Source organism: Desulfovibrio intestinalis (genome assembly GCF_014202345.1).
Lineage (GTDB): Bacteria > Desulfobacterota > Desulfovibrionia > Desulfovibrionales > Desulfovibrionaceae > Desulfovibrio > Desulfovibrio intestinalis.
In genome coordinates this window covers 49,701-73,559 of sequence record NZ_JACHGO010000006.1, presented here as the reverse complement: position 1 = coordinate 73,559, position 23,859 = coordinate 49,701, and the positions used below count along the sequence as shown (strand labels likewise).

Here is a 23,859-nt window from a genome sequence, read left to right as displayed (position 1 = left end):
AACGAATATTTCGCTCAGAGGGGTGTTTCAAAATATGTTTATTGAAAAATTGCAGCCCATTACTGATGCATTTGATTGGTTGCAACACAGTTGGGAACGCGCTGTCACCCAACGGCGTGTGGCTTTTTTCATCCTCTGGGTCTATTTGCTGGCCCTTCTGGGTATTGAGCTGAACAGACAGGGAATTTTGCCCCCCTGGTTGTCTTCCGTCACGCCCACCAGCCATTTTTACGCTATCCATCTAGCTTTTACGCTCATATTGGTGCTTGAGGTTATGGGGCTCATCCTCGTCATACCCAGCTCCCTTTCGCAATCAATGGGCAAGCAATTTGAAATTCTTACCCTTATTCTGCTTCGCAACGCCTTCAAGGAATTGAGCCATTTGCCGGAGCCCGTCAGCGTGGCCAGCGATATGCTGCCCGTGCTCTATATCGCCGTCTCGGGCGCGGGCGCCCTGCTGGTATACCTATGCCTTGGGCTGTACAAGCGCATTGCCCGCCGGCACATGCATTTCATCTCCTCTCCAGATCTGCGTATGCGTTATGTCATGAGCAAAAAGCTGCTGGCCCTGCTGCTCTTCATCATTTTCCTTTGCGTCGCCGTGCGGGATGTTATTTCTTTTGTCACCACAGGCAACGACCAGAGCTTTTTTGAAACTCTGTACACCATTTTGATTTTTTCAGACATCACCCTGGTGCTTATAGCGCAACGCTACATGCCCGCCTTTCACGCTGTATTCCGCAACTCCGGGTTTGTTATAGGCACCCTGCTCATGCGGTTATCTCTTTCCGCAGCGCCATTATGGAGCCCGGTTATAGGCCTTTTCGCCGCAGTTTTTGTTCTGGCGCTCACCTGGGGTACCAACTACTTCACGCCACTGCCACGAATAGAGTGCTCAGCCCGCGACGACCAGAAGGCTCTGCCCGAAACCACGGACTGAAATAGCCCCGCGCCAGGCAGGGTTTTCGTGTGATGCTTTTCCCTGCTGTTTGGAGCGAAAGTTTGACGCCGGAATGGGCTGAAGGACGCTTGTGGCAACCGCACGGGGCCGACCTGTTGCGTGTTGCCAGCGCCAAGTAAAAGAACCGCTGGCCATAAAAAAACGCCAGCGGATTTTTGTGCAGACCTTGGTGCTTCTGGCGGAACAACAGCCGATGCCTCTGCCCCGCCGCACTCGGGCCGGGGCATGATGCCAGCGAGAGCCACTGCGTGCGCAAGCCCGGCGCCCGCAAACGCAGAACTGTTGCGTGAAAAACCGTCCCGCAGGCCGGCAATGCGGCTTACCCCCTGCCGTTTATTGAAAAACTCTAGAGTAACAACGCCGACAACAAAAACGCAAAAGGGCGACCCAGAAGGGCCGCCCTTTAGACATCAAGATATGTGGAAAATCAGGCGTTAGCCGCCTTGAGCATTTCTTCCACCATTGAAAGTGTAGGCGTTGCGCCAGATTCAAGCCCGCAAAGGCCGCGTACGGCCAGCATGAGCATATCGAACTGCAAAGACATTTCGGCCAGGCCGTTATGAATGATGCAATTGTCGCCATGTACTGCAAGACGGTACGCATGACGGCTGCGCTCCTGACCAGACGAGCGCACGATATAATACACCTGTTCGTTGGTGTCGGTCACATAAAGCTTTTGACGGGTGAGCATGCCAAGTGCTTCGTCGTACCACGAGCACTCAGAAAAAAGTCGGCCACGAAAACTGAAATCGCTGCCGTTGTCGTGCTTCAGACAAATGTCTTCCATAATTTTTTGCACGTTCATTCAATCCTCCGCGTGCTCTTTCCCACCATTTGTGCGCAGGCGGGTAACGCTTTTTGGAAGCTAGCACTGCATGCAAATGGTTGTCAACAATAGCAGCAAGCAAACAACAAAATCGCATGTAGAAATATTTTGTGTATATTATATCATATTAAAATATATAATAAATATAAAACATATTTCTTGAAACAATCTTGCGGTTCATCATACTTTTTCATGAATTTTACTATCGGGAGCAACCTGCAGCCAGGGCAGGCCCACAGGTGAGTGCAAAGCACTGCGCAGAGCCGGGAGGAATAAAATTGGGCCAGAGAATTGAAAAATCAGCACGGCAAAATCAGGCATAAACGAGCTTGTCGCATTGCGGTTCATGTTAAATCAAAAACATTTATACAATATTTATATGTAGTTATACTTTACGTCGGGCACTGCTTTCCGCAAAGCGGGAGTACGCGCGTGCCACTGGCGAGTCCGGGTCCATACCTTCAAGAAAAACGCCCCTGGCCTGAATAGGGTCGGGCGTCACAACACGGGGGGCGCGCCAGCCCATATCTTCATCCGGCAATGGCTTGCTGGCCGTCACATCCAGCCCCGGCTTGCCCATAAGCAGTGAAACCTTTACCCCGCCGAAAAAGGGTTCTTCCATAAAGGCATTGACCCTTTCCAGTAGCTCACCGCTCATAAGGTGCAGTTCTTGAGCCAGCATGGCGTCCTCGGCTCCTATGAGCAGCAGGTCCCTGTGATGTCCCAGGGGGCGCGCCAGCTCTGCCAGCTCCGGGCCCATAACCATGCTCCAGTTCTGCCACAAATGACTCAGGCGGTTACGCGCCTGAGCCTGCGCCGGGTCCACGCCAAGCCCGGCCATAACCGCGGCCAGCACTTCACCCACGGGAACAGGCTCGGCATTTTTATTTTTTTTTCGAAATACTTTAGGAAACATGAGCAGTTCCGCCATAATGGGCATGCTGAATCACAGAGCCGCCCCGCACAGGGAAAGGTTTGCGCAGCACGAGGTCTGTTGACCATATGCAGATATATTGATATTAGCATCAACATAAGTTGATTTATCGCAGGAAAACAAATGGCACTTTTGTATTTTAAAGCACTTTCAGACGAAACACGCCTTCGCCTTGTGCATATCTTGCTGCATTACGAGTTGTCGGTCAACGAACTGGTGCGCATTCTGGATATGGGGCAATCACGGGTTTCACGTCATCTGAAAATCCTTACCGAGGCGGGGCTGCTTACCTCGCGGCGCGACGGGCTGTGGGTCTTCTACGCTACGCCACGCGCAGGCGAAGAGCGCGACTTTCTGCTCTCCATCTCACCCTTTGTTCATGCAGACGCAGCCATGAGGGCAGACCTTAATATGGCGGCGCAGATGCTTGAAGAACGCGCCCTCAAAACCCGCCAGTTCTTCAACGCCATTGCTGAAGACTGGGACGAACTGAACCGCGAGGTTCTGGGGGCTTTTGATCTGCCTGACGCCGTGTGCGCCGCTGTGCCCAAAGACTGCGGCATGGCTGTGGACCTGGGCTGCGGCACAGGGGCCGTGCTTGCGCGCATGCTGCCGCTGGCGCGTGGCGTCATCGGTGTGGACGGCTCTGCACGCATGCTTGAGATCTGCCGCCGGCGCTTTACACCTGAAGACCTTTCGGACGACCGCGTATCGCTGCGTATCGGCGAACTGAGCCACCTGCCCCTGCGGGACCAGGAAGCGGATTTCGCCTGCATCAACCTTGTGCTGCACCATCTTTCCGACCCGCTGCACGGGCTGCGCGAGATACGCCGCATCATGGCCCCCGGCGGACGTCTTTTTGTGGCGGATTTTCTTCGCCACAGCGACGAAACCATGCGCAACCGCTACGGCGACCGCTGGCTTGGTTTTGAAGAAGACGGCCTTGCCGCTGACCTCAAGTCTGTGGGCTTCAACACGCTGACCTGTACGCGGCAGCCCGTGGACCGGGGCCTGACCCTGCTGATTTTGACAGCAGAGGCCCATTAGCCTTTTTGCCGCGGGGCAAGAAGCACAACATTCCACCCGCATAAAATCATTAACAAATCACATACTTCAAAGGATAGGAGACATCCATGACCAAAGCTCTTGACCTGAGTCTGGCGCACAAAGTTGCAGACATGGCCCTGGCCGATTTCGGCAAAAAAGAAATGCAGCTTTCCGAGCGGGAAGTGCCCGGCCTTATGGAATGCATCAAGAAATACGGCCCAAGCAAGCCGCTTAAGGGACTCAAGATCACGGGCTCCCTGCACATGACCATCCAGACGGCCATGCTCATCCAGACGCTGCACGCTCTGGGCGCGGACATCCGCTGGGCTTCGTGCAATATTTTCTCCACGCAGGACCACGCCGCCTCCGCCATTGCCGACCTTGGCATGGCCAAGGTTTTTGCCTGGAAAGGCGAAACCCTTGAAGATTACTGGTGGTGCACCGAAATGGCCCTTACCTGGCCTGACGGCAGCGGCCCCGACCTTATTGTTGACGACGGCGGCGACGCCACCCTGCTTATCCACAAGGGTGTTGAAGCTGAAAACAACCCCGCTGTTCTTGATGAAAAGACCGACAACAAGGAACTGCAGTGCATCCTTGACCGCCTCAAGCTGCGCCTCAAAGAAGATCCGCAGCACTGGCACAAGGTGGCCGCCAAGATGAAGGGCGTTTCGGAAGAAACCACCACTGGCGTGCATCGCTTGTATCAGCTGGAAGCCGCTGGCAAGCTGCTCTTCCCTGCCATCAACGTCAACGACGCTGTTACCAAGTCCAAGTTCGACAACCTGTACGGCTGCCGCGAGTCCCTGGCTGACGGCATCAAGCGTGCCACTGACGTCATGATTGCCGGCAAGGTGGTTGTGGTCGTGGGCTACGGCGACGTGGGCAAGGGCTGCGCCCAGTCCATGCGCGGCTTCGGCGCGCGCGTGCTGGTGACGGAAATCGACCCCATCTGCGCCCTTCAGGCCGCGATGGAAGGCTATGAAGTCACCACCATTGAAGACGCGCTGGCTCAGGGCGACATCTACGTCACCTGCACGGGCAACTACCACGTCATCACCGGCAAGCATATGGAAGGCATGAAGGACGAGGCCATTGTGTGCAATATCGGCCATTTCGACAATGAAATTGAAATGACCTATCTTGAAAACACGCCCGGCGTCTCCTGCCTGAACATCAAGCCGCAGGTGGACAAGTGGACCCTCAAGTCTGGCCGCAGCATCGTTGTGCTGGCTGAAGGCCGCCTGGTCAACCTTGGCTGCGCCACGGGCCACGCCAGCTTTGTCATGTCCAACAGCTTCACCAACCAGACCCTGGCCCAGATCAAGCTGGCCACTGAGAAGCTGGAAAACAAGGTGTACACCCTGCCCAAGGAACTGGACGAAGAAGTGGCCCGCCTGCATCTTGGCCGTCTTGGCGTCAAGCTGACCAAGCTGACCAAGGAACAGGCCGATTATATCGGCGTCAATGTGGACGGCCCCTTCAAGGCAGACCACTACCGCTACTAGGCCATTAGCCTTTGCAAGAATTGGAACGCCCGGCGGTCAAGAGCTCTGGCCGCCCGGCGCAAAAAACGCTGGAGCTGCGGTAACACGATTACTGCATGGCCCGCCCTTGCAAGACAGGGTACAAAAAACGGATTCAGGATAGTTGTATTGCGCGGCTAAAAACCGCCACAGGCGCCGGACGCAACAACGGCTCCGGCGCCTGCTGAAAATCGTCGTAAAAGGGTCTTGCCCTTTTACGCATGCACGGGGCGGCTGCCCGCCGCGCCCCTGCGTAATGACCGAAGTTCTGCTTCGGTCATTTTTATTTTAAACGCCAAATAGTTACACACAGCACTTTAATTTTATTAAAAGTTTTATTTCAAAATATTTCATGACTGAAAATTATCACGCGCTCTTGATGCCGGAAGCATAGCTATTCAATAAGACGCCATTCAGGGGCGGCATTTTGCCGTATTTTTGTCTTGCTGTTGGCACACCCCGACCTGAAACCAAACAACACTACAGACACCAACGGGCAAGCCTGCTGCCACTTAAAATATACCCACTGTTTTTTGCACATCAATGGCAAACACTACAGTAAATAATAATGCACAAATAAATAAAATCACTTTATTACTTACAACATTCTAAAACTATTATTTTTTGAAACCCATTTTTTATATTGCTAATGCCCATAAGTCAGGATTAGTAATGCCAATAATACATTTTAAGCAATGATAAAAAATCTGACACATCATAAAGTACATCATATACATCTAAAAAAATAATCACCTGCACATAATACAACATGTAAACAACTGTAAAGCAAACTCTTTGCTTACATAAGAACATCTCACACAACTACAGCATACTCACCTATCCTGGGGGAAAATATGAAATTAGGAGTAAAGCTCTCGCTCATGTCAGCGTTTTTGCTTCTGCTCATAGCACTATTGGGCCTGTTCAGCCTGATGCAGATGTCAAAGATCAATGACGGATCAACGGAAATCAGCCGCAACTGGCTTCCTTCTACGCGAAGCGCCCTGAACCTGAACGTGCTCACATCAGACTACCGGCTTGCAGAATCCATGCTTGTCAGTATTGACAGCTCTGACGAGTACAGCCAGACCTACAAAAAACGCATGGATGCAGCCCTGAAGGATATGGGCTCCGTCAGCAGCCGGTATGTGAAGCTCATCTCCTCCCCTCAGGAACAGCAGACATACGACGCCTTTCTGCGGCAGTGGAAGGAATATCTGGAAATCAGCAGCAAGGTCATGCAGCTTGCGAGCAACGACAAGCATGATCAGGCCATGCAGCTCTTCCGTTCGCAGTCCCGCACGCTCTTTGAACAGTGCAATGAGTCGCTCATGAGCCTGGTGCGCATCAACACGGAGGGCGGCGATGCCGCCAGCAATAGCTGTGACGAGATGTACAGCAATGCGAGAGTGCTGATTATAACCTTGCTTGCAGCCGCCCTGATTGCGGGCACGGCTACGGTTATCTTTATTATTCGCGGCACGCACAAACAGCTGGGCAAAGACCCCGGCGAACTCAACAACGTTGCCAACCGCGTGGTGCAGGGCGACTACAATGTGGATGACGGCAGCGCCAAGGAAGGCGTATATAAATCCATTGTGACCATGGTGAACGCCCTGAAAGAAAACATCGAGCACGCGCAGCAGGAATCCCTCAAGGCGCGGGAAGCCTCGGAGCGGGCCGGGATTGCCCAGGCAGAAGCCGAAGAGGCGCGCGCCAGGGCAGAAAACGCCCGTCGCGAAGGGCTGCTTGACGCAGCTGCCCAGCTGGAAGGCGTCGTCAACGTCATCGCTTCTGCCTCTGAAGAACTTTCAGCCCAGATAGAACAGTCCTCACACGGCGCGGCGCAACAGGCTGGGCGCATTGCTGACACCGCCACCGCTGTTGAAGAAATGAACGCCACGGTACTTGAAGTCGCCAGAAACGCCGCCACCGGGGCCAGCCTTTCGAGCGCCACGCAGGAAAAAGCGCATGACGGCGAGCAGATAACCGCCCAGTGCCAGACTGCCATCAACGATGTGCAGAGCGACACTATGGCGCTCAAAACCAGTATGGACGAGCTTTCCGGCCATGCACAGGCCATCTCTGAAATCATGACGGTCATATCGGACATTGCCGACCAGACCAACCTTCTGGCTCTCAACGCGGCCATTGAAGCAGCCCGCGCAGGTGACGCCGGCCGGGGTTTTGCCGTTGTTGCCGACGAAGTGCGCAAGCTTGCTGAAAAAACAATGGCTTCCACGATGGATGTGGGCAAAGCCATCGGCGCCATTCAGGAAAGTTCACAAGCCGGCGTGAAGCGTATGGACACCGCAGTGGAGAAGGTAAACCGCGCCACGCAGTTCACCCTGCGCAGCGGCGACGCCTTGAAGGAAATCCTCGAGCTTGCGGAACAGACAGCAGACCAGGTGCGCAGCATCGCCACAGCCAGTGAGCAGCAGTCGGCATCGTCGGAAGAAATAGCCCGGTCTGTGGAACATGTGAACACCATTGCCAGCGAAACATCGCAGGCAATGGGCGAAGCCAGCAAGGCCGTTTCCGATCTGGCCCGGCAGGCTCAGGAACTGGCCAGGATTATCGAGAATCTCAAACGGGCCTGATGCTTCTTTTGCACATTACTTCAATCCGGCCTTTTCCCGCAGGAAAGGGCCGGATTTTTGTATGCGGTTCGCTGCCAAAGCCCACGTTGCCCACTGCCTCCATGCCGTGTATGCTGCGCCCGTGCGAGGGCAGGTCTCGAAACGGAAGCACTTTCCGTCCGTATTAAGACCTTCCCGATTTTACTTTCGTGCTTGCCATTAGAGCTTTTTAGATTTGAAAAAGTTTAAGTGCCCCCATGCGGCCCGAGCTTGCAGCGCTGGTTTTATAAAAAGCCGGACTGTGCAGATTATTTTCAATAACTGCCTGCCCTGCTCTGCCCGGCAGCGGCGGTGCGGCTCACGCGCCAGAAGGCAGGCTCGAGAAGGCCTGAAACTACAGCCCGTTAACTGTAACAGCCGCGCAAGCGGGGCTGCGCCATAAAGAATCCGGCTCTCCAACGGTTCCCGTTTTTCCCAAACGGTTTCTAGGCCCGGCGTCATGACGCCGCAGATAAACTTTCCAAGGAATACAATGCAAAAAGTGACCATTCATACTGACGGTTCCTGTCTCGGCAACCCCGGCCCCGGCGGCTGGGCAGCCATTCTCAAGCTGGAAGGAGAAGACTACCGCAAGGAATTTTCCGGCGGGTACGCCCTCACCACCAACAACCGCATGGAAATGCTGGCCGTCATTGAATCACTGGTTATACTCAAGAGCCCCTGTCTTGTGGATCTGTACACGGATTCGCGCTATGTGTGCGACAGCGTGAGCAAGGGCTGGTTGTGGGGATGGGTGAAAAAGAACTGGATCAAGTCGGACAAAAAGCCCGTGCTCAATGTGGATCTGTGGCAGCGTATGTTGCCGCTTCTGCGCCAGCACAAGGTAACGTTTCACTGGCTTAAAGGACATGCAGGACACCCGGAAAACGAACGTTGCGATGTTCTGGCCCGCACCCAGGCAAGCCGCCGTGACCTGCCGCAGGATACGGGCTACAAAGCCTAACTGCCAACACGCGAACCGCAATACCGCAAAATCATGCCTGTTCAACCCTCATCAGCAGAAACAGCCTTTTCTCTGGCTGCGCTCTGGCATGCGCTGGGCTGGCCGCTCTTGCGCCTGCTCATGGGCATGGCCGCAGGCCTGCTCATAGCCAACGTGCTCGAGGCCTTGCGCTGGACACGCCATCTGGCCCGCCTGGCTGCCCCGCTGGCCCGCGTGGCTCATCTGCGCGAAGTGGCGGGAGCCAGTTTTTCACTGGCCTTTGTGTCTCCGGCAGCGGCCAACAGCCTCTTGTCCGACAGCCACAACCTGGGCGAACTTTCCGGCAAAGAACTTATGCTGGCCAACCTTTTCAACAGTTTGCCCGCATATATGGTGCACACACCCACCATTTTTCTGCTTACCTGGCCCGTGCTGGGCATGCCTGCCGTCGTTTACGTGGGGCTTACCCTGATGGCCGCCATAGGGCGCACGGCCTTTACCGTGGTGCTGGCCCGGCGCATACTGCCGCCACCCCCGCCGGGCTGTATTGCCTGCAAGGCCGACAGCGATGAGCGCACAGACTGGAACGCCGCCCTGCGCAAGGCCTGGAAGCGCTTCACGCGCCGCCTGCCCAAGCTTGTGTACTTTACCGCGCCCATCTACGTGCTTATGTATCTCATGCAGCAGTTCGGCTATTTCGCCCTGGCAGAGCAATGGCTTTCACAGCACATGTCCTGGCTTTCCTTCTTGAAGCCGCAGGCTATGGGCATTATCGTGCTGCATCTCGCTGCGGAACTTGGAGCTGCCCTTGGCGCGGCGGGCAGCGTGCTGCAAACAGGCGGCCTGTCGGCCCGTGATGTCGTGCTGGCCCTGATGGTGGGCAACATACTGTCCACGCCCATGCGCGGCATACGCCACCAGTTGCCTTCGTATTCCGGCTTTTTCCGCCCGGCACTGGCGCTGCGCCTCATTCTGGCAAATCAGGGACTGCGCGCGGCCAGCATGACGGTTGTAACCATTATCTATTACTACGCCAGCGCCTAGCTGAAACGGCGTGCACGCGACCACCGGAACAGCCCGGCAGAGACAGCCAATGAGCGAGAAAATGGATATTGCAGAGGTGCAGGAAAATTTTGGCATGGGCGTTATTTGTGCCCAACAGGTGTTGAGCCATTTTTCTGAAAAATTCGGTCTTCCCTACGAAGACGCGTTGCGCATTGCCTCCTGTTTTGGTTCGGGCATGGGGCAGGCAGACACATGCGGCTGTGTCACCGGGGCGCTTATGGCCATTGGCCTTGCCCACGGCCCGGCCGGAGCGTGCAGCCGTGAGCAGAAGCAGGCCCTGTACGCCCGCCGCGACGCCTTTATGACGGCCTTTGCCCAGGCTCACGGCAGCCTTGAATGCCGCGGCATTTTGGGCCATGACCTTACGGATCCGCAAGCCCGCGCGCTTATACTTGAAAAAAAACTGTTCACCACAGTGTGCGTTCCTATGATTTGCGAAACCTGCGCACTGCTGGAAGAATATTTATAGCCACTGCGCCACAAGGAGACCCCGATGACGGAAACGTCCACTACCCCGCAAGAAGATCAGTTGCGCCCCCGCCGCGCTCCGGTGGAAATTCCCGCCCACTGCCAGGTAATCAAGCCTGAACACACGGGCGCGCGTATTGTCGTGCTGTTGCAGCCCGAGGAAAAACACCTCTCTTTGCCCAGGCCCAAAACGTCGCGGCAATTGCTTGCAGCGCTGGGGCTGGCTGAAGAAACGGCCCTGGTGGCCCGTAACGGCCAGCTGCTTACCCCTGACAGGCACATCTGGCCGGGCGACGAAGTTCTTGTTCGAAAGGTGGCCTCCTCCGGCTAGTCGGCGGGCGCGCCAGATTTCTGTCTTTTGGCTGTGTGACGCTGCTTTTATGAACCCTTTGTGACTGGCATTCAAAACAGTCTGTTACCCCGGCAGACAGCCGCCAAGGGTTCCCGTAAGGCAGCGTTGCCGCTGAATGACAAAACCTGAACGCCAAAGCCGTCTCGGGCAGGCCTAACACTTACCGGCGCGGGCAAAAAGTTGCTCCGCCGCACGGAAAATGGTACCCGCCAACAATGTTCAACTTAGATATATCCCAAGCCCTGAGCACGCTGTCCATCGCGGCAGTGCCTGCTCTTCTGGGCATTATTCTGCATGAAGTGGCCCACGGATGGGTGGCCGCGCGCTGTGGCGACCCCACTGCCCGCATGATGGGACGCCTGACCCTCAATCCCCTGCCGCACATTGACCCGATGGGATTGCTGGTTTTTGGCCTCACGAGCCTCAGCGGCTCCTTTGTTTTTGGCTGGGCCAAACCTGTGCCCGTCAACCCGCGCTATTTTCGCAATCCTGCCAAGGACATGATGCTGGTGGCCCTGGCTGGCCCGCTGACCAACTTTATTCTTGCAGGCGTATTCGGTGTTTTGCTGCGGCTGACCCTGAACTTTTTTCCGCCTGTCGAGTGGCAGCACAGCAGCTTTTATATCTTTGCGCTCAAATCCATGCAGGTTGGGGTAATTATCAACTTTGGCCTGGGCTGGCTCAATCTGCTGCCCATTCCTCCGCTGGACGGCAGCAAGGTTGTGGCCTATTTTCTGCCTTTCAACGCTGCTATGAGCTATTTGAGCATTGAGCGCTTCGGTTTCATCATTCTTTTGGGGCTTCTGTTCACCGGCCTGCTGGGCATGGTGCTGGGCCCGCTGGTAACCGGCAGCGCCCGTGGCCTGCTGACCCTGCTTGGCATTTTGTAATTTCATTAAGGACTGTCTTTCATGAGTAAAGAACTGCGCACTGTTTCCGGCATGCGGCCCACTGGCCCCCTGCACCTTGGTCACTACTTCGGGGTGCTGAAAAACTGGGTGGAACTGCAACACACTGAAGAAGCCTACTTTTTTGTGGCAGACTGGCACGCCCTTACCAGCGATTATGCCGATCCCTCAAAGGTTCGCGTCAATATCCACGAAATGGTCAAGGACTGGGTGGGCGCTGGCCTTGATCCCGAAAAGTGCGTCATCTTCCGTCAGTCCGAAGTGAAGGAACATGCAGAGCTTTCTCTGCTGCTTTCTATGATTACCCCTGTGTCGTGGCTTGAACGCAACCCCACCTACAAGGAACAGCAGCAGCAGATCAGCAACAAGGACCTCGGCAACGCGGGCTTTTTGTGCTACCCCGTGCTTATGGCTGCGGATATTCTTATGTACCGCCCCCACGGCGTGCCTGTGGGCGAAGACCAGCTGCCCCATATGGAACTTACGCGCGAAATTGCCCGCCGCTTCAACTACCTCTACGGCGGCGAACTTCTGCCCGAACCCAAGGCCATGCTGACCCCCGCCGCCAAGTGCCCCGGCCTTGACGGACGCAAGATGTCCAAAAGTTACAACAACGGCATCTTCCTTTCTGACAACATGGCAGATATTCAAGAAAAAGTGCGCGGCATGTTCACCGACCAGGCCCGCCTGCGCAAGTCCGACCCGGGCAATCCCGATGTCTGTAATCTCTTTCCCTACCATGTGCTGCTGAGCAGCCCCGAGGAACAGGCCGAGATTCGCAAGGGCTGCACCGGAGCCACCCTGGGCTGTGTGGACTGCAAAAAGATTTTCCTCAAGAACCTTGAAACATTCCTGATGCCCCTGCAGGAACGCCGCTCCGTGCTGGACGCCAATCCGGCCCGTGTGGACGAAATCCTCGCGCACGGCAATGACCGCGCCCGCGCCTTTGCCAGCCAGACAATGGCCCTTGTGCGCGAAAAAATGGGGTTGTAGTTGAAATTTGTGAGTGTGGACTACGGCCTGGCCCGCACGGGCCTGGCCGTGTCAGACCCTGAAGGCCGCATGGCCTTTCCCCTGGCCACGCTGCGCTTGCAGGATTATGCCGACCGCAAACTTTTTCTGGCCGCCCTGGCGGAAAAAATTATTGAAACCGGGGCCGAAGGCGTGGTGATGGGGCTTCCCCTGACTCAGGACGGGGAAGAGAGCCTGATCACGCGGCAGGTGCGCAACGTTACCCAGCGCCTCAAGCGCCGCGTGCCCCTGCCCTTTTACTACATGCTCGAGGAACTGAGTTCCGAAGAAGCCTGGGCCGACCTGCGCGAAGCCGGGTTGAAGATGCGCAAACGCAAGGCTGTGCTTGACCAGCAGGCCGCCGTACGCATTCTGTCGTCCTTTCTTTCCCTTACCCCGCAAGAACGGAGTCCCGCATGAAAACGTTCTTACGCCTGCTTGGACTGCTGTTGTTGCTGGCTCTGGCCGGCAGTGGCTGGCTTTTCTATGAAGGTTACACCTTTCTGAACACCGCCCCCCAAACCGAAGGGCAGGAAGTGCTTTTTGACGTGCCGCCCGGCGCGCACTTCGCCCAGGTAGCTACGGCCCTTGAGCAAAAGGGCGTTGTTACCGATGCCCGCAAGTTCCGCCTGCTGGCTCGCTACAAGGAATGGGACGGACGCCTGCAGGCCGGACGTTTTGCCCTCAACTCCGGCTGGACGCCCGAAAAGGTGCTGGACATGCTGGTCAACGGACAGCCCGTGCTTTTTCGCATTACCGTACCCGAAGGCCTCACCTGGTGGCAGACGGGTAAACTGCTGGAAGAGGCGGGGCTTGTACGCTTTGAAGATTTTCGCAAAGTTATCATGGACCCGGACTTTCTGCGCCACTACGGCATTCCCTTTGCCACGGCCGAGGGCTTTCTTATGCCCGACACCTATCTGCTAAAAAAGGCTGATGAGCCGGATGCGGCACAGGCCCGCAGCGTGGCCGGGCGACTGGTGGACAACTTTTGGCGCAAAGCCGCCCCCGTGTGGCCCGGCGGCGCAAAACCCGCCGTGGACCAGTTGAAGACCTGGATGATTCTGGCTTCTGTGGTGGAAAAAGAAACAGGCATCGACGCCGAACGCCGGCGCGTGGCAGGGGTGTACCAGAACCGTCTTGCCCGCAACATGATTCTTCAGGCTGACCCCACGGTCATCTACGGGCTTGGCCCCGGTTTTGACGGCAATCTTCGCCGCAGCCAGCTGGACGATCCCAACAACCTGTACAATACCTATCAGCGTCCCGGCCTGCCGCCGGGGCCCATATGCTCCTTTGGCATGGCCGCCCTCAGGGCTGCAATTAATCCCGAAAAGCACGATTTCATCTATTTTGTGGCAATCACCGATGGCGGAGAACACGTTTTTTCCACCAATCTAACAGACCACAACAGGGCCGTGCGCCAGTATCTGCAAAATCGGCGCAAAACCCAGAACCGCTGAGGAATCCCCGTGAAATACCTCATAGTTGAAGACTTTTCCGGTCAGGCCGTACCCTTTGTTTTTCCACGCCGCGTTGACCACGGCGACATGCGCGAACAACTGCCCTACGGGCAGGTGCTCTCCGCCGGATTTCTCGAACTGGGGCCGCAGGGCTTTGTATGCACAGGCGGTCATGCCGAACTGGGGCTCAAGGCCCGTCCAGAAGAAGACGCCGCCATTATTGCCGAGGCGTTGCGGCAACGCTGAGTCCGCGAACTTTTTGCGAGGCAATGCTGTTCGCGGTCAAGTTCACGTTGAAATGCTTTGTGGGGAAGGGCCCCTTTTGCAAAAGGGTCCCTTCCCCACACCCCCTCCTCCTAAAACCTTTATTGTTATTTCAGTCTGCGCTGGGGGTCTCTGGCCTCAAATGAAGGCATAAAAACTGCGCCGTATGAGGCATTGTACTGCCGCAAAGCTGCTCAGATTGAACGCCGCATGCCATTCCAAAATGACGACCTGTGTCCGGCATGCCTTTGCGGCGGCAACAGCATCCATATCCCCGCCCGATGCAACGACAAATCCGGCGACATCCCCTGAGGCCCTATGCATACCGAGCAACCGCGCATCCCCGGCATCGTCATTGGCGGTACGGGCAGCAATACGGGCAAGACAACAGTCACCCTGGCCCTTCTTTGCGCGCTGGCTTCCCGTGGTCTTGCGGTTCGTGCCGCCAAAACCGGGCCGGACTACATAGACGCGGCCTTTCACGCCGCCATCACAGGTCAGCCAGCCGCCAATCTGGATACCTGGATGTGCCGCCAGCTCCCCGCAAATCCACAGGAAAAGCCCTCTACAGACGACAATCGCCTGCCGCAAGGACTGCAAACCGTCTTCAACCGTATGTCGGCAAGCAGCGTCTCTGGCGGTGCGCCGCACATGCTGCTGGTCGAAGGCGCAATGGGCCTGTACGACGGCGGGCACCGTGGGGCTGGCAGCACTGCCCAACTGGCGGCCTTGCTCGACCTGCCCATCCTTCTGGTGTGCAGCGCAGCCGGGCTTGGTCAGTCTGTGGCTGCGCTGGTAGAAGGCTATTTACGCCACAAACCGCAATGGCTGAACGCCCGTAGTACTCCCCCGCGCTTTCTGGGTATCGTTTGCACTCATATAGGCAGCCAACGGCATGCGGAAATCATTTCCGACGCGCTTAAACCGCTTGAAAAATCTGACAATATCCCCCTGATGGCCCTGCTGCCGCGTGCGGGCGCCCCCGAACTGCAATCCCGTCATCTTGGCCTTGTAGAAGCCCGCGAGGCCTTGCCCGCGCTGGACAGGGCAGCGCTTGCGCAATGGCTGGAAAACAATTGCCGCCTGGACGATCTGCTCAAACAGGCAGGGGTGGCCGCCCCCAAGGCAAAAGCAGCGTCGGCCAAGGGTACAAACGAAGTTGGGAAAGAAGCAGAAGAAAGAAGAGATATTAGGGGCAGTAAGGACAAAAACATTTGCAGCGTAACGGTCTCACCCCGCGCGGCGCATCAGACAAACTGTGATGCCCCCGCCCCATCAAGGCTGACGGCTGTAAAATCTGCTGCGCCTGTGCCACAACATACTGATTCTGCACGACTAAATCCTGAACCAGAGAATGTTGCGGCACAGGACGCTATGTGGTGCGACGCCTTGGCGGCACGTTTTTTTCCGCCACGCCAGCCGGGCGCAAAGGCTATCCGCAAAACCGCAACGCAGTCAGCCTCACTAGGCGTCCGAGAAATTCTGGCAGACAGCTCTGCCCTGCCACTCCAGCCGACTTTGCCCGCACAAATGAAGCAAACTCGCGGCAAATCCTGCCCTGTGGTCGGCATGGCCTGGGATGCGGCTTTCAGCTTTTGCTATGCCGACCTTCCCGCCTTGCTGACAGAGCTTGGCGCGGATGTCGTGCCTTTTTCCCCATTACGTGACGCCGCGCCGCCTTCGGGATGCACGGCCCTGTATTTTCCCGGCGGCTACCCGGAACTGCACGCCGAAGAGCTTGCGGGCAATACCCTAATGCTACAGGCTCTGCGGGAACTGGCACATAATAATATGCCCATATACGGCGAGTGCGGCGGCTATATCTACCTCATGCAGTCATTGCGTCTGGAAGGTGCGTCAGAAACCCGGAAATATGACATGGCCGGACTTTTGCCCTCAAGCTGCACCATTGGACGTAGCCGGACAGCCCTTGGCTACCGTGCCGCTCTTGCCTTGCCCGGCTGGCCCGCGCACGATGCTCGCCCTGCCCCGTCGATGACTCCGTATGCTCTGCCAGACGAAGTACAGGCAGGCGTTATACAGCCCAATCACATGCTGGCAGGCCACAGCCATGCAAATGAGGGACAGCCCAACGATATTCGGGCAGACCTGAAAAATGACTTGCTGCCGAGCGATACCCTGTCAGGCTGTATGCTGACAGACGGCATGCTGACTGGCGACATGTTGGCAGGCGGCGTGCAGCAAAATAGCCTGCAAAGTGATGAATTTACGGGGGCCAACGACAAAAAGGCCCCCCTGGCAACGGACAGCCATCTTATACAAAAAATTTCAGCCAGCGAATCCCATTCAGCCAAATCTCTTTGGGTGCGCGGGCATGAATTTCACTATGCCCGCGAAGATGACGGCCCGCTGCCGCCCCACTGCACGCGCCTCTGGCAGTTGCACGACAGCAAGGGCGCTTTTTTGCGGCAAGAGGGTTGCCGTTGTGGCTCTGTTGCCGGAACATGGCTGCATTGTTACCCTGAGGGCTCGCGCACCTTCTGGCGGGCCTGGCTCAAAATGGCCACGCCTTTGCCCTAAACACAAGCCGGGGTTCCCCCCGGCCTGCCGAGGTTCACATGACGCACAATACTCCGGTGGAGCTGGATTCAGCCTGTACGCCACAAGATATCGAAAGCCGTTCCTTTGCCATCATAGATGAGGAGCTGCCTTCGCCACGCCCCTTTGAAGGCCCGCTTTGGCAGGTAGCCCGCCGCTGCATTCACACATTGGGCGACACAGAAATCATCAATGATTTGCGTCTGAGTGCAGCCGGACTTGAGGCAGGCGTGGTTGCTCTTATGCGGGGCTGCACCGTCTACACCGACACGCGCATGGCCGCAGCCGGGCTGCCCATGCGCCGCCTGACGCCACTGGGCGTCACGGTTACGCCCATTATGGCCCTGCCGGGGCTGGACGAACTTGCCCGCGCCGGAGGCACCACACGCTCGCGCGCAGGGCTGGAATCGCTTGCCCAGCAAATGAGTGGACACATTATGGTTATCGGCAACGCCCCCACGGCTCTGCTTGGCCTGCTGGACGTGCTTGAACAGGGCGCGCCGCCTCCGGCCCTTATCGTGGGCATGCCTGTGGGCTTTGTTAATGCCGCGCAATCCAAGGAACTGCTGCACCGCACATCCTGGCCGCACTTTACCCTGCTGGGACGTAAGGGCGGTTCCGCTGTGGCGGCGGCCTGCGTCAACGCCTTGGCTGATCTGGCGCTGGAGCAGCGCGGATTAGGAGACATAGCGAAGTTGTAAAAAGCCTCTTCGAGGTTTGGTACGGTCCAAGGGGATATTTTCGCATTGTCGGTTTTGGGCGGGTGCCGGACGACAGACACGGAGACGTTTGCGCAGCACCCGGCTGAAAAAAGAGGGATGTCATTTTGCCAAGGTGATTCGTGCACTGCGGGCACAGAGGCCTCTCTTCTCTTTATTTCTGCGGGTGCGCGGGGACGCCTGCGGACGCAATTGAAGAATGGAGTCGCCTTTATGAAACCGTTTGTACCCTGCGGTACGACGGCTTTCTTCTCTTTAGTTCTGCCGCCTGCGCGGCGCGCGGCAAGGCGGGGCCGGTTATGGGGCTTCGCCCCCTTCTCGGCCCCCCTTGCATCCCCCCCGAAACACCCCCTGTTCTACCCCGACCAACAAATACTTCTTTCGGAGGCGGCTACGCACGAACCTCGCCGACGTGTCGGCTTCGGTTCTTTATAACGCCGCCCCCGGCAACACCCTGCGCTCCGCCTGAGAAACTGTAGCCTCCCCATTCGCATTGCTTATGCAGGTGCAATCGCTGCCTTTGGAAAATTGAGTTTACGATGGGAGCGTGCATCTCTGTTCACCGCAGCTCGGCTAAAAATCATCAGGATTTCCATTACGCTCAAAACCGAACGATGGCATTGCGCGGCGCGCAGGGAGATCGCCGAGCGAAGCGAAGAAGCTCCCGAAGCGAAAGCCGCGCAGCCCTCGCGAAATGATGGAATTTGGAAGGCCCGTGAAGGCTTATTGGAGGAAGTGGAGATATACGAAAGCCCAGCGGGGTCGTCCAAGGGGAGTGCAGAGGGGGCCTCGGAGGGGCGGCAGCCCCTAACAGGCCCCTTCTGCCGCCGCCGCGTAGGCGGCCAGACTAGAGGAAGAAAAAGCCTCCGTGCCCGCAGGGCACAACACTCCCCTTTCAAAGAGCAAGCCACCAATTTACACGTCAACACATCACCCAATCCAACCAGACGACCCGAAGCCGACATACATCGCTAAACCGCACGATGGCATTGCGCGGCGCGCAGGGAGATCACCGAGCGAAGCGAGGAAGCTCCCGAAGCAAAAGACGCGCAGCCCTCGCGAAATGACGGAATATGGAAAGCCCTTGAAGCTATCCCGTGGGAGTGGAGAGATGCGAAGACCCTAGCGGGGTCGTCCGGGGGGAGTGCAGAGGGGGCCTCGGAGGGGCGGCAGCCCCTAACAGGCCCCCTCTGCCGCCTGCCGCGCAGGCAGTGTCGTCACGAGCGCCTTTCCCATTTTTTCTGCGTCGAACTTCGCCTTTTATTCCAGTCGAGTACTATCAGAGTACGCTCCCTACATAAAAGTCTCGTTCTCCTTAAAATAACAAGAAAATTCATCTCGTGCCGACACCGCCGAGGCGGCCCAAACAACAAAAACGAGAAAGCCTCCGTGCCCGCAGGGCACAACGCCCCCCCGCCACAGGAACACAAATATGAAATTAAAAAAGCCGGATAAAGCACACGTTCAAAAACGTCACTTTACCCGGCTTTTCGCATTATTCTAAAATTTGTGCGCCAGCTAGTTCTTTCCAGCCGCCGTGTCGTCTTCCGGCCTGTTCGCAGGCCTTTCAGGCGTAATGATGACAGCGTCTGTTATTTCTTCTTCATCAGCAGCAGCGCCGCCGGATGCGCCAGCTCCAGACGCGTTTGCCCCGTTTGTGCCCGGCCCGGACATACTTGGCCCATCCGCATTTGGTGCTGACGGCGTTGCCTGCGCGTCCGCATCAACTACAGGGGGCAAGGCCGCCTGCGCATCAACCACACGGGCCTCACCCAAGGCAAGCCGGTGTTCTTCACTTTGCGGCAGGGGAATATAGTTCTTGTCCACCAGCACAATGCCCGTGCGCTCCAGAACCTCACGCCGATAGGCGAATTCCTGCTGCATGCGGTGATGGCGGTAAACAAACAGGCGGTGTACAAGGTAGCATATGGCTATCATGGCCGCTACGCTGCCCGCTATCCAGGGGATATAGGGCGTAAGGGACTGCCCAAGGCCCACAAGCGCCGTGAACGCGCCGTCCACAAAAAAGAGCGCCACGCCAAGCAGCAGAATGCCCAGCAGCACAACAACCGTGGGAGCGTTGCGGATAATGGCGTAAAACCTTTGCAGGCGCTCCGGCACCTGATCGGCATCGCTTGAAGCAGCGCTCGCAGCTCCGCCCACTCCGTCCGCATCGCGGGCCTCACGCCCAAGAAAGTGCGAAACCCAGGTGCCCGCAAGGTGAACTATCAATATCAGCCCCACAGGGGCAAGAATGGCAGCCAAGGCCCAGACAAGCCAGGGAAAACGCGCCAACGGCGGCCCGCCCGGCACTTCGGGCGCGGCATGCATGACGCCGTAGAAAAAGGCTACCCCGCCCACCACCAGTTCCACAAAGAAAATGGCTATCATGAGATACAAAAGGGCATCTTTGTGCTGACCAGCGTACCAGGGCTGGCCGGCTGTGGAGCGGCTTTTGGCGGCTCCGGCATCCGCCTTGCTTTTTGCTCCGCTGGAAACTGTTGATTGGTGCTCTTTTTTATCGGCTGTCTGCATGCTTACCTCTGGTTGCGAAGCATACTTTGCCGCAGCCCATCCCGCAAGCCCCACATTCGGTATAAAGCGTACCCGAATGTAAAAGCATTGGCGGTACGACCTTCACTTGCTCACAGGCGGTATCTGTCTTACTTTGCCTGCATACAACTTCAGGAGTGGCATATGCACGTTCTGGTAACTGGCGCAGCAGGCTTTATTGGATATCATCTGACTGCGCGTCTGCTGGCCGATGGGCACAGCGTTGTGGGTATAGACAATTGCAATGATTACTATGACGTGCAATTAAAAAAAGACCGTCTGTCCCAATTGGCCGCCTTGCCGCAGGCCGGACACTTTCGCTTTGAAGCCCTTGATCTGGCCGACGGCCCTGGCATGGCCGCACTTTTTGCCCGCGAAGGTTTCAGCCATGTGGTCAATCTGGCCGCCCAGGCTGGCGTGCGCTACAGTCTTATCAATCCAGAGTCCTACCTCAGCGCCAACCTCGTGGGCTTTGGTCATATTCTTGAAGGCTGCCGCCAGAACAAGGTGGGGCACCTGCTCTTTGCCTCGTCGTCGTCGGTATATGGCCTCAACACGGCCCAGCCCTATTCGGTACAGCATAACGTCGACCACCCTGTCAGCCTTTATGCGGCCACCAAGAAAAGCAACGAACTCATGGCCCATGCCTACAGCCATCTATACGGCATGCCCTGCACAGGCCTGCGATTTTTCACGGTCTACGGCCCCTGGGGCAGGCCAGACATGGCCCTGCACCTCTTTACCACAGCCATTGTACGCGGCGAACCCATCAAGGTTTTCAATCAGGGACACATGCGCCGCGACTTCACCTATATTGACGACATAGTGGAAGGCGTTGTACGCCTGCTGCCCCTGGCCCCCGGCCCGGACCCGTCCTTTGACCCTGCCGCCCCCAACGCGGCGACCAGCTCCGCGCCCTGGCGCATATACAATATCGGCAACAATCAGACGGTGGAACTCAACGACTTTATCGCCGCTCTTGAAGACGCCCTGGGCATGAAAGCCCGCAAAGAAATGCTGCCAATGCAGCCCGGCGACGTACAGGCCACCTGGGCCGACATAAACGACCTCACCACACTTACGGGCTTTGCGCCCTCGACCCCTCTGCGCGAAGGCATTGCCCGCTTTGTGGATTGGTATAAAGAGTATTACAAAATATGAACGACATCCCTATCATTACTGGCGCTCCCACTCCGGCCCGGCCCGAAATTCTGGCGCCCGCGGGCGATACTCCTTCCTTTCTGGCGGCCCTTGCTGCGGGAGCGGACGCCATATACCTGGGCCTCAAGCATTTTTCGGCCCGTATGCAGGCTGAAAACTTTGGCCTGACCGAACTTTCGCGCCTTGCGGATCTGGCCCATGCGGAAAACGCCCGCATCTATGTGGCCATGAACACCCTCGTCAAACCCGACGAACCCGCTGCCGCCTACCGTCTTATCTCGCGTCTGGCCTCGCAGGTAGGCGCGGACGGCCTTATTGTGCAGGATCTTGCCATGCTTGATCTGGCGCGTCAGGCAGGCTTTGAAGGCGACCTGTCCCTTTCAACGCTGGCCAACCTCACGCACCCCGGCGCGCTTATTGAAGCGAAAAAGCTTGGCGCCAACCGCGTTATCCTGCCGCGCGAGCTTTCCATTGATGAAATCCGCCTTATGGGCGAAGCCTGTCCCGATGGGCTTGATCTGGAGCTCTTTGTCCACGGCGCGCTGTGCTACTGCGTTTCAGGACGCTGCTACTGGTCCAGCTATATGGGCGGCAAAAGCGGCCTGCGTGGGCGTTGCGTGCAGCCGTGCCGCCGGGTTTACCGTCAGGGCGGGCCTGCTGCCCAAGCGCTTGTTCGCAATGCGGAACGGGAAGAAATGGACCGTGCCCGCCACGAACAGTCGCGCATGGATATTGCCCGCAAGGACCGCAAAGGCAACTTTGGCCGTGACGGGCGCGACAGCCGGGACGGACGAGACGGCCCAGGCCGCAGCCGCAACGAAACCGTCGCTTTTGCACAGGGCCGCCGGTCGGGCAGGCAGGGATCCATGCGCTCGCCGGGCCGCAAAGAGCACAACGGCCGCTGGTTCTCCTGTCTCGATCTTTCGCTGGACGTGCTGGCCAAAACCCTGCTGGATATCCCCCACCTTGTCTCGTGGAAGATCGAAGGCCGCAAGAAAGGCCCCCACTACGTCTACCATGTGGTGACGGCCTACCGCATGCTGCGTGACAATCCCGGTGATCCCAAAGCACGCAAGACCGCCGAAGAAATCTTGCAGATGGCGCTTGGCCGCCCCGTTACGCGCGCACGCTTTTTGCCGCAAAAGGACAACGTGCCCACCACCCCTGACGGTCAGACCAACTCTGGCCTTATGGTGGGCAAGATCCGCATCGAGCAGGACGGCAGCGTAGTGCTGAAGCCCTACATTGAACTGCTGCCCCAGGACTACCTGCGTGTGGGCGTTGAAGACGAACGCTGGCACGCCACCCTGCCCGTAACGCGGCGCATACCCAAGGCTGGCAGCCTCAGCATCCGTCTGCCCAAGCACAAGACGCCCAAGGCGGGTACCCCGGTCTTTCTTATAGACAGGCGCGAGCCCGAGCTGATGCGCATTCTCAAAGGCTGGCAGGCTCGTCTTGAACAGCTGCCCACCCGCCAGAGCAAAGCGGTGGAAACTAACCCGCGCATGCCTGTGCCTGTAAAGGCCAGACCCAGACCAGACATGTATGTTCGGTCCACCATTCCGCAGGGCAAGGAAATGCGCGGCGGAAAAAACCAGCTGCAGGCTCTTTGGTTGTCCCCGCGCAGCGCAGATATTTCACGCACAATGGTTTCGCGCATATGCTGGTGGCTGCCTCCCGTTATCTGGCCCGGTGATGAAGAGGCCATGCGCCGCAGTGTCGGCAGGCTTTGGCGCGAAGGCGCGCGGCACTTTGTTTGTAACGAGCCGTGGCAGCGTGGGCTTTTCCCCGACAGCCTCGATGAAGATTCCGACCTGCTGGCAGGCCCGTTCTGCAATGCCGCCAATGCTCCTGCATTGGGCATATTGGCGCGTATGGGCTTTACCGGAGCCTTTGTCAGCCCCGAATTGCCCCGCGGAGACATGCTTGCCCTGCCCAAACAGAGCCCCCTGCCCCTCGGCGCGGTGATTTCAGGCTTCTGGCCTGTGGGCATAAGCCGCTTCGGTCTTTTGGGCGTCAAGGCCAACGAGCCTTTCCTGAGTCCTATGGGCGAACCCTTCTGGGCGCGGCAGTACGGCGGCAACATCTGGATTTACCCGGGCTGGCCTATGGACCTCACTGCCAAACGGCAGGAAATGGTTGCAGCCGGATATGGCTTCTTTGCTCATATGCAGGAAAATCCCCCTGCCAGCTTGCCTGAAATGAAGCGTGAAAGTCTGTTCAACTGGGATGGTTCGCTGCTGTAGCAGCAAGCCTGCTTCCGGGATTGCTTGGGAAATATTTGTAACTTGCCGCACAGCTACCGGACGATTATCGGATGAAATCCGGCAGCACGGCGGACTATCTGGCCCGATTTGACTAATCTGGCAAGCAACAGATGCTCCAATGATATTTGATGGGCATGACGTATAGGGCGGCTATATGTCATGCCCTCAAATTTTTGCATCCCGTACAGCAGTTTTTGAGCTGAACTGGATTATG

Annotated in this window: 21 protein-coding genes; 17 read left to right on the top strand and 4 right to left on the bottom strand. The window is 57.2% G+C overall.

What is annotated here, in order from left to right; genetic code table 11:
* The first annotated feature begins 34 nt into the window (after positions 1–34).
* The gene (locus HNQ38_RS10315) at positions 35–940 is read left to right on the top strand and encodes a hypothetical protein (protein ID WP_183720307.1); all 906 of its coding nucleotides are present in this window, start codon (positions 35–37) and stop codon (positions 938–940) included.
* A 448-nt stretch (positions 941–1,388) separates the two neighbouring features.
* Here the strand turns inward: HNQ38_RS10315 and HNQ38_RS10310 are convergent, their stop codons facing one another.
* From HNQ38_RS10310 to HNQ38_RS10300, 3 genes are all read right to left on the bottom strand, one after another.
* Positions 1,389–1,766: a hypothetical protein gene (locus tag HNQ38_RS10310; protein ID WP_183720304.1), complete on the bottom strand. Its 378-nt coding sequence runs from the start codon at positions 1,764–1,766 to the stop codon at positions 1,389–1,391.
* Positions 1,767–1,967: 201 nt separating this feature from the next.
* On the bottom strand, positions 1,968–2,135 hold the full coding sequence (locus HNQ38_RS10305; protein ID WP_183720301.1) for a hypothetical protein: 168 nt from the start codon (positions 2,133–2,135) through the stop codon (positions 1,968–1,970).
* A 37-nt stretch (positions 2,136–2,172) separates the two neighbouring features.
* A complete protein-coding gene (locus tag HNQ38_RS10300; RefSeq protein ID WP_183720299.1) occupies positions 2,173–2,703 on the bottom strand; it encodes a DciA family protein in 531 nt (176 codons plus the stop codon).
* A 141-nt stretch (positions 2,704–2,844) separates the two neighbouring features.
* On the opposite strand from HNQ38_RS10300, the gene HNQ38_RS10295 reads away from it, so the two are divergent.
* The 14 genes from HNQ38_RS10295 to HNQ38_RS10220 all read left to right on the top strand — a co-directional run bounded on the left by HNQ38_RS10295 (position 2,845) and on the right by HNQ38_RS10220 (position 17,646).
* Positions 2,845–3,768 carry an ArsR/SmtB family transcription factor gene (locus HNQ38_RS10295; RefSeq protein WP_183720296.1) on the top strand — a complete coding sequence of 308 codons (924 nt, stop codon included), beginning with the start codon at positions 2,845–2,847 and terminating at the stop codon, positions 3,766–3,768.
* An 86-nt stretch (positions 3,769–3,854) separates the two neighbouring features.
* A complete protein-coding gene (gene ahcY / locus HNQ38_RS10290; RefSeq protein WP_183720293.1) occupies positions 3,855–5,276 on the top strand; it encodes an adenosylhomocysteinase in 1,422 nt (473 codons plus the stop codon).
* A gap of 872 nt (positions 5,277–6,148) precedes the next feature.
* Positions 6,149–7,894, top strand: a complete 1,746-nt coding sequence (locus tag HNQ38_RS10285) for a HAMP domain-containing methyl-accepting chemotaxis protein (RefSeq protein ID WP_183720290.1) — start codon at positions 6,149–6,151, stop codon at positions 7,892–7,894.
* Between the two features lie 511 nt (positions 7,895–8,405).
* Positions 8,406–8,876: a ribonuclease HI gene (rnhA, locus tag HNQ38_RS10280; RefSeq protein WP_183720287.1), complete on the top strand. Its 471-nt coding sequence runs from the start codon at positions 8,406–8,408 to the stop codon at positions 8,874–8,876.
* 33 nt (positions 8,877–8,909) lie between these two features.
* Positions 8,910–9,899: a hypothetical protein gene (locus tag HNQ38_RS10275; RefSeq protein ID WP_183720284.1), complete on the top strand. Its 990-nt coding sequence runs from the start codon at positions 8,910–8,912 to the stop codon at positions 9,897–9,899.
* Between the two features lie 49 nt (positions 9,900–9,948).
* Entirely contained in the window at positions 9,949–10,389 is a 441-nt protein-coding gene (locus HNQ38_RS10270; protein WP_183720281.1) for a C-GCAxxG-C-C family protein, read from the top strand.
* A 24-nt stretch (positions 10,390–10,413) separates the two neighbouring features.
* The gene (locus HNQ38_RS14235) at positions 10,414–10,719 is read left to right on the top strand and encodes a ubiquitin family protein (RefSeq protein WP_246388121.1); all 306 of its coding nucleotides are present in this window, start codon (positions 10,414–10,416) and stop codon (positions 10,717–10,719) included.
* A 236-nt stretch (positions 10,720–10,955) separates the two neighbouring features.
* The gene (locus HNQ38_RS10260) at positions 10,956–11,630 is read left to right on the top strand and encodes a site-2 protease family protein (protein ID WP_183720278.1); all 675 of its coding nucleotides are present in this window, start codon (positions 10,956–10,958) and stop codon (positions 11,628–11,630) included.
* A 21-nt stretch (positions 11,631–11,651) separates the two neighbouring features.
* Positions 11,652–12,641: a tryptophan--tRNA ligase gene (trpS, locus tag HNQ38_RS10255; RefSeq protein WP_183720275.1), complete on the top strand. Its 990-nt coding sequence runs from the start codon at positions 11,652–11,654 to the stop codon at positions 12,639–12,641.
* Positions 12,642–13,079 (top strand): Holliday junction resolvase RuvX, encoded by a 438-nt coding sequence (ruvX, locus tag HNQ38_RS10250; RefSeq protein WP_183720272.1) that lies wholly within the window; start codon positions 12,642–12,644, stop codon positions 13,077–13,079.
* Positions 13,076–14,122: an endolytic transglycosylase MltG gene (mltG, locus tag HNQ38_RS10245; protein ID WP_183720269.1), complete on the top strand. Its 1,047-nt coding sequence runs from the start codon at positions 13,076–13,078 to the stop codon at positions 14,120–14,122. Before ruvX ends, mltG begins: the two co-directional genes overlap by 4 nt.
* 9 nt (positions 14,123–14,131) lie before the next feature.
* Positions 14,132–14,368: a hypothetical protein gene (locus HNQ38_RS10240; RefSeq protein ID WP_183720266.1), complete on the top strand. Its 237-nt coding sequence runs from the start codon at positions 14,132–14,134 to the stop codon at positions 14,366–14,368.
* Positions 14,369–14,704: 336 nt separating this feature from the next.
* Positions 14,705–16,927: a nucleotide-binding protein gene (locus HNQ38_RS14230; protein ID WP_246388105.1), complete on the top strand. Its 2,223-nt coding sequence runs from the start codon at positions 14,705–14,707 to the stop codon at positions 16,925–16,927.
* 38 nt (positions 16,928–16,965) lie between these two features.
* The gene (locus HNQ38_RS10220; protein ID WP_183720263.1) at positions 16,966–17,646 is read left to right on the top strand and encodes a precorrin-8X methylmutase; all 681 of its coding nucleotides are present in this window, start codon (positions 16,966–16,968) and stop codon (positions 17,644–17,646) included.
* Between the two features lie 1,536 nt (positions 17,647–19,182).
* Here HNQ38_RS10220 and HNQ38_RS10215 read toward each other — a convergent pair.
* Positions 19,183–20,199 (bottom strand): hypothetical protein, encoded by a 1,017-nt coding sequence (locus HNQ38_RS10215; RefSeq protein WP_246388104.1) that lies wholly within the window; start codon positions 20,197–20,199, stop codon positions 19,183–19,185.
* Positions 20,200–20,361: 162 nt separating this feature from the next.
* Between HNQ38_RS10215 and HNQ38_RS10210 the strand changes: the two genes are divergently transcribed.
* A complete protein-coding gene (locus tag HNQ38_RS10210; protein ID WP_183720260.1) occupies positions 20,362–21,378 on the top strand; it encodes an NAD-dependent epimerase in 1,017 nt (338 codons plus the stop codon).
* Positions 21,375–23,624 (top strand): peptidase U32 family protein, encoded by a 2,250-nt coding sequence (locus HNQ38_RS10205; protein WP_183720257.1) that lies wholly within the window; start codon positions 21,375–21,377, stop codon positions 23,622–23,624. Before HNQ38_RS10210 ends, HNQ38_RS10205 begins: the two co-directional genes overlap by 4 nt.
* Positions 23,625–23,859 lie beyond the last annotated feature (235 nt).

Bases quoted from the DNA above. Each gene is read 5' to 3' on its own strand.
- HNQ38_RS10315 (WP_183720307.1), top strand. From the start codon at position 35: ATGTTTATTGAAAAATTGCAGCCCATTACTGATGCATTTGATTGGTTG.
- HNQ38_RS10310 (WP_183720304.1), bottom strand. From the start codon at position 1,766: ATGAACGTGCAAAAAATTATGGAAGACATTTGTCTGAAGCACGACAAC.
- HNQ38_RS10305 (WP_183720301.1), bottom strand. From the start codon at position 2,135: ATGAACCGCAATGCGACAAGCTCGTTTATGCCTGATTTTGCCGTGCTG.
- HNQ38_RS10300 (WP_183720299.1), bottom strand. From the start codon at position 2,703: ATGTTTCCTAAAGTATTTCGAAAAAAAAATAAAAATGCCGAGCCTGTT.
- HNQ38_RS10295 (WP_183720296.1), top strand. From the start codon at position 2,845: ATGGCACTTTTGTATTTTAAAGCACTTTCAGACGAAACACGCCTTCGC.
- ahcY (WP_183720293.1), top strand. From the start codon at position 3,855: ATGACCAAAGCTCTTGACCTGAGTCTGGCGCACAAAGTTGCAGACATG.
- HNQ38_RS10285 (WP_183720290.1), top strand. From the start codon at position 6,149: ATGAAATTAGGAGTAAAGCTCTCGCTCATGTCAGCGTTTTTGCTTCTG.
- rnhA (WP_183720287.1), top strand. From the start codon at position 8,406: ATGCAAAAAGTGACCATTCATACTGACGGTTCCTGTCTCGGCAACCCC.
- HNQ38_RS10275 (WP_183720284.1), top strand. From the start codon at position 8,910: ATGCCTGTTCAACCCTCATCAGCAGAAACAGCCTTTTCTCTGGCTGCG.
- HNQ38_RS10270 (WP_183720281.1), top strand. From the start codon at position 9,949: ATGAGCGAGAAAATGGATATTGCAGAGGTGCAGGAAAATTTTGGCATG.
- HNQ38_RS14235 (WP_246388121.1), top strand. From the start codon at position 10,414: ATGACGGAAACGTCCACTACCCCGCAAGAAGATCAGTTGCGCCCCCGC.
- HNQ38_RS10260 (WP_183720278.1), top strand. From the start codon at position 10,956: ATGTTCAACTTAGATATATCCCAAGCCCTGAGCACGCTGTCCATCGCG.
- trpS (WP_183720275.1), top strand. From the start codon at position 11,652: ATGAGTAAAGAACTGCGCACTGTTTCCGGCATGCGGCCCACTGGCCCC.
- mltG (WP_183720269.1), top strand. From the start codon at position 13,076: ATGAAAACGTTCTTACGCCTGCTTGGACTGCTGTTGTTGCTGGCTCTG.
- HNQ38_RS14230 (WP_246388105.1), top strand. From the start codon at position 14,705: ATGCATACCGAGCAACCGCGCATCCCCGGCATCGTCATTGGCGGTACG.
- HNQ38_RS10220 (WP_183720263.1), top strand. From the start codon at position 16,966: ATGACGCACAATACTCCGGTGGAGCTGGATTCAGCCTGTACGCCACAA.
- HNQ38_RS10215 (WP_246388104.1), bottom strand. From the start codon at position 20,199: ATGCAGACAGCCGATAAAAAAGAGCACCAATCAACAGTTTCCAGCGGA.
- HNQ38_RS10210 (WP_183720260.1), top strand. From the start codon at position 20,362: ATGCACGTTCTGGTAACTGGCGCAGCAGGCTTTATTGGATATCATCTG.
- HNQ38_RS10205 (WP_183720257.1), top strand. From the start codon at position 21,375: ATGAACGACATCCCTATCATTACTGGCGCTCCCACTCCGGCCCGGCCC.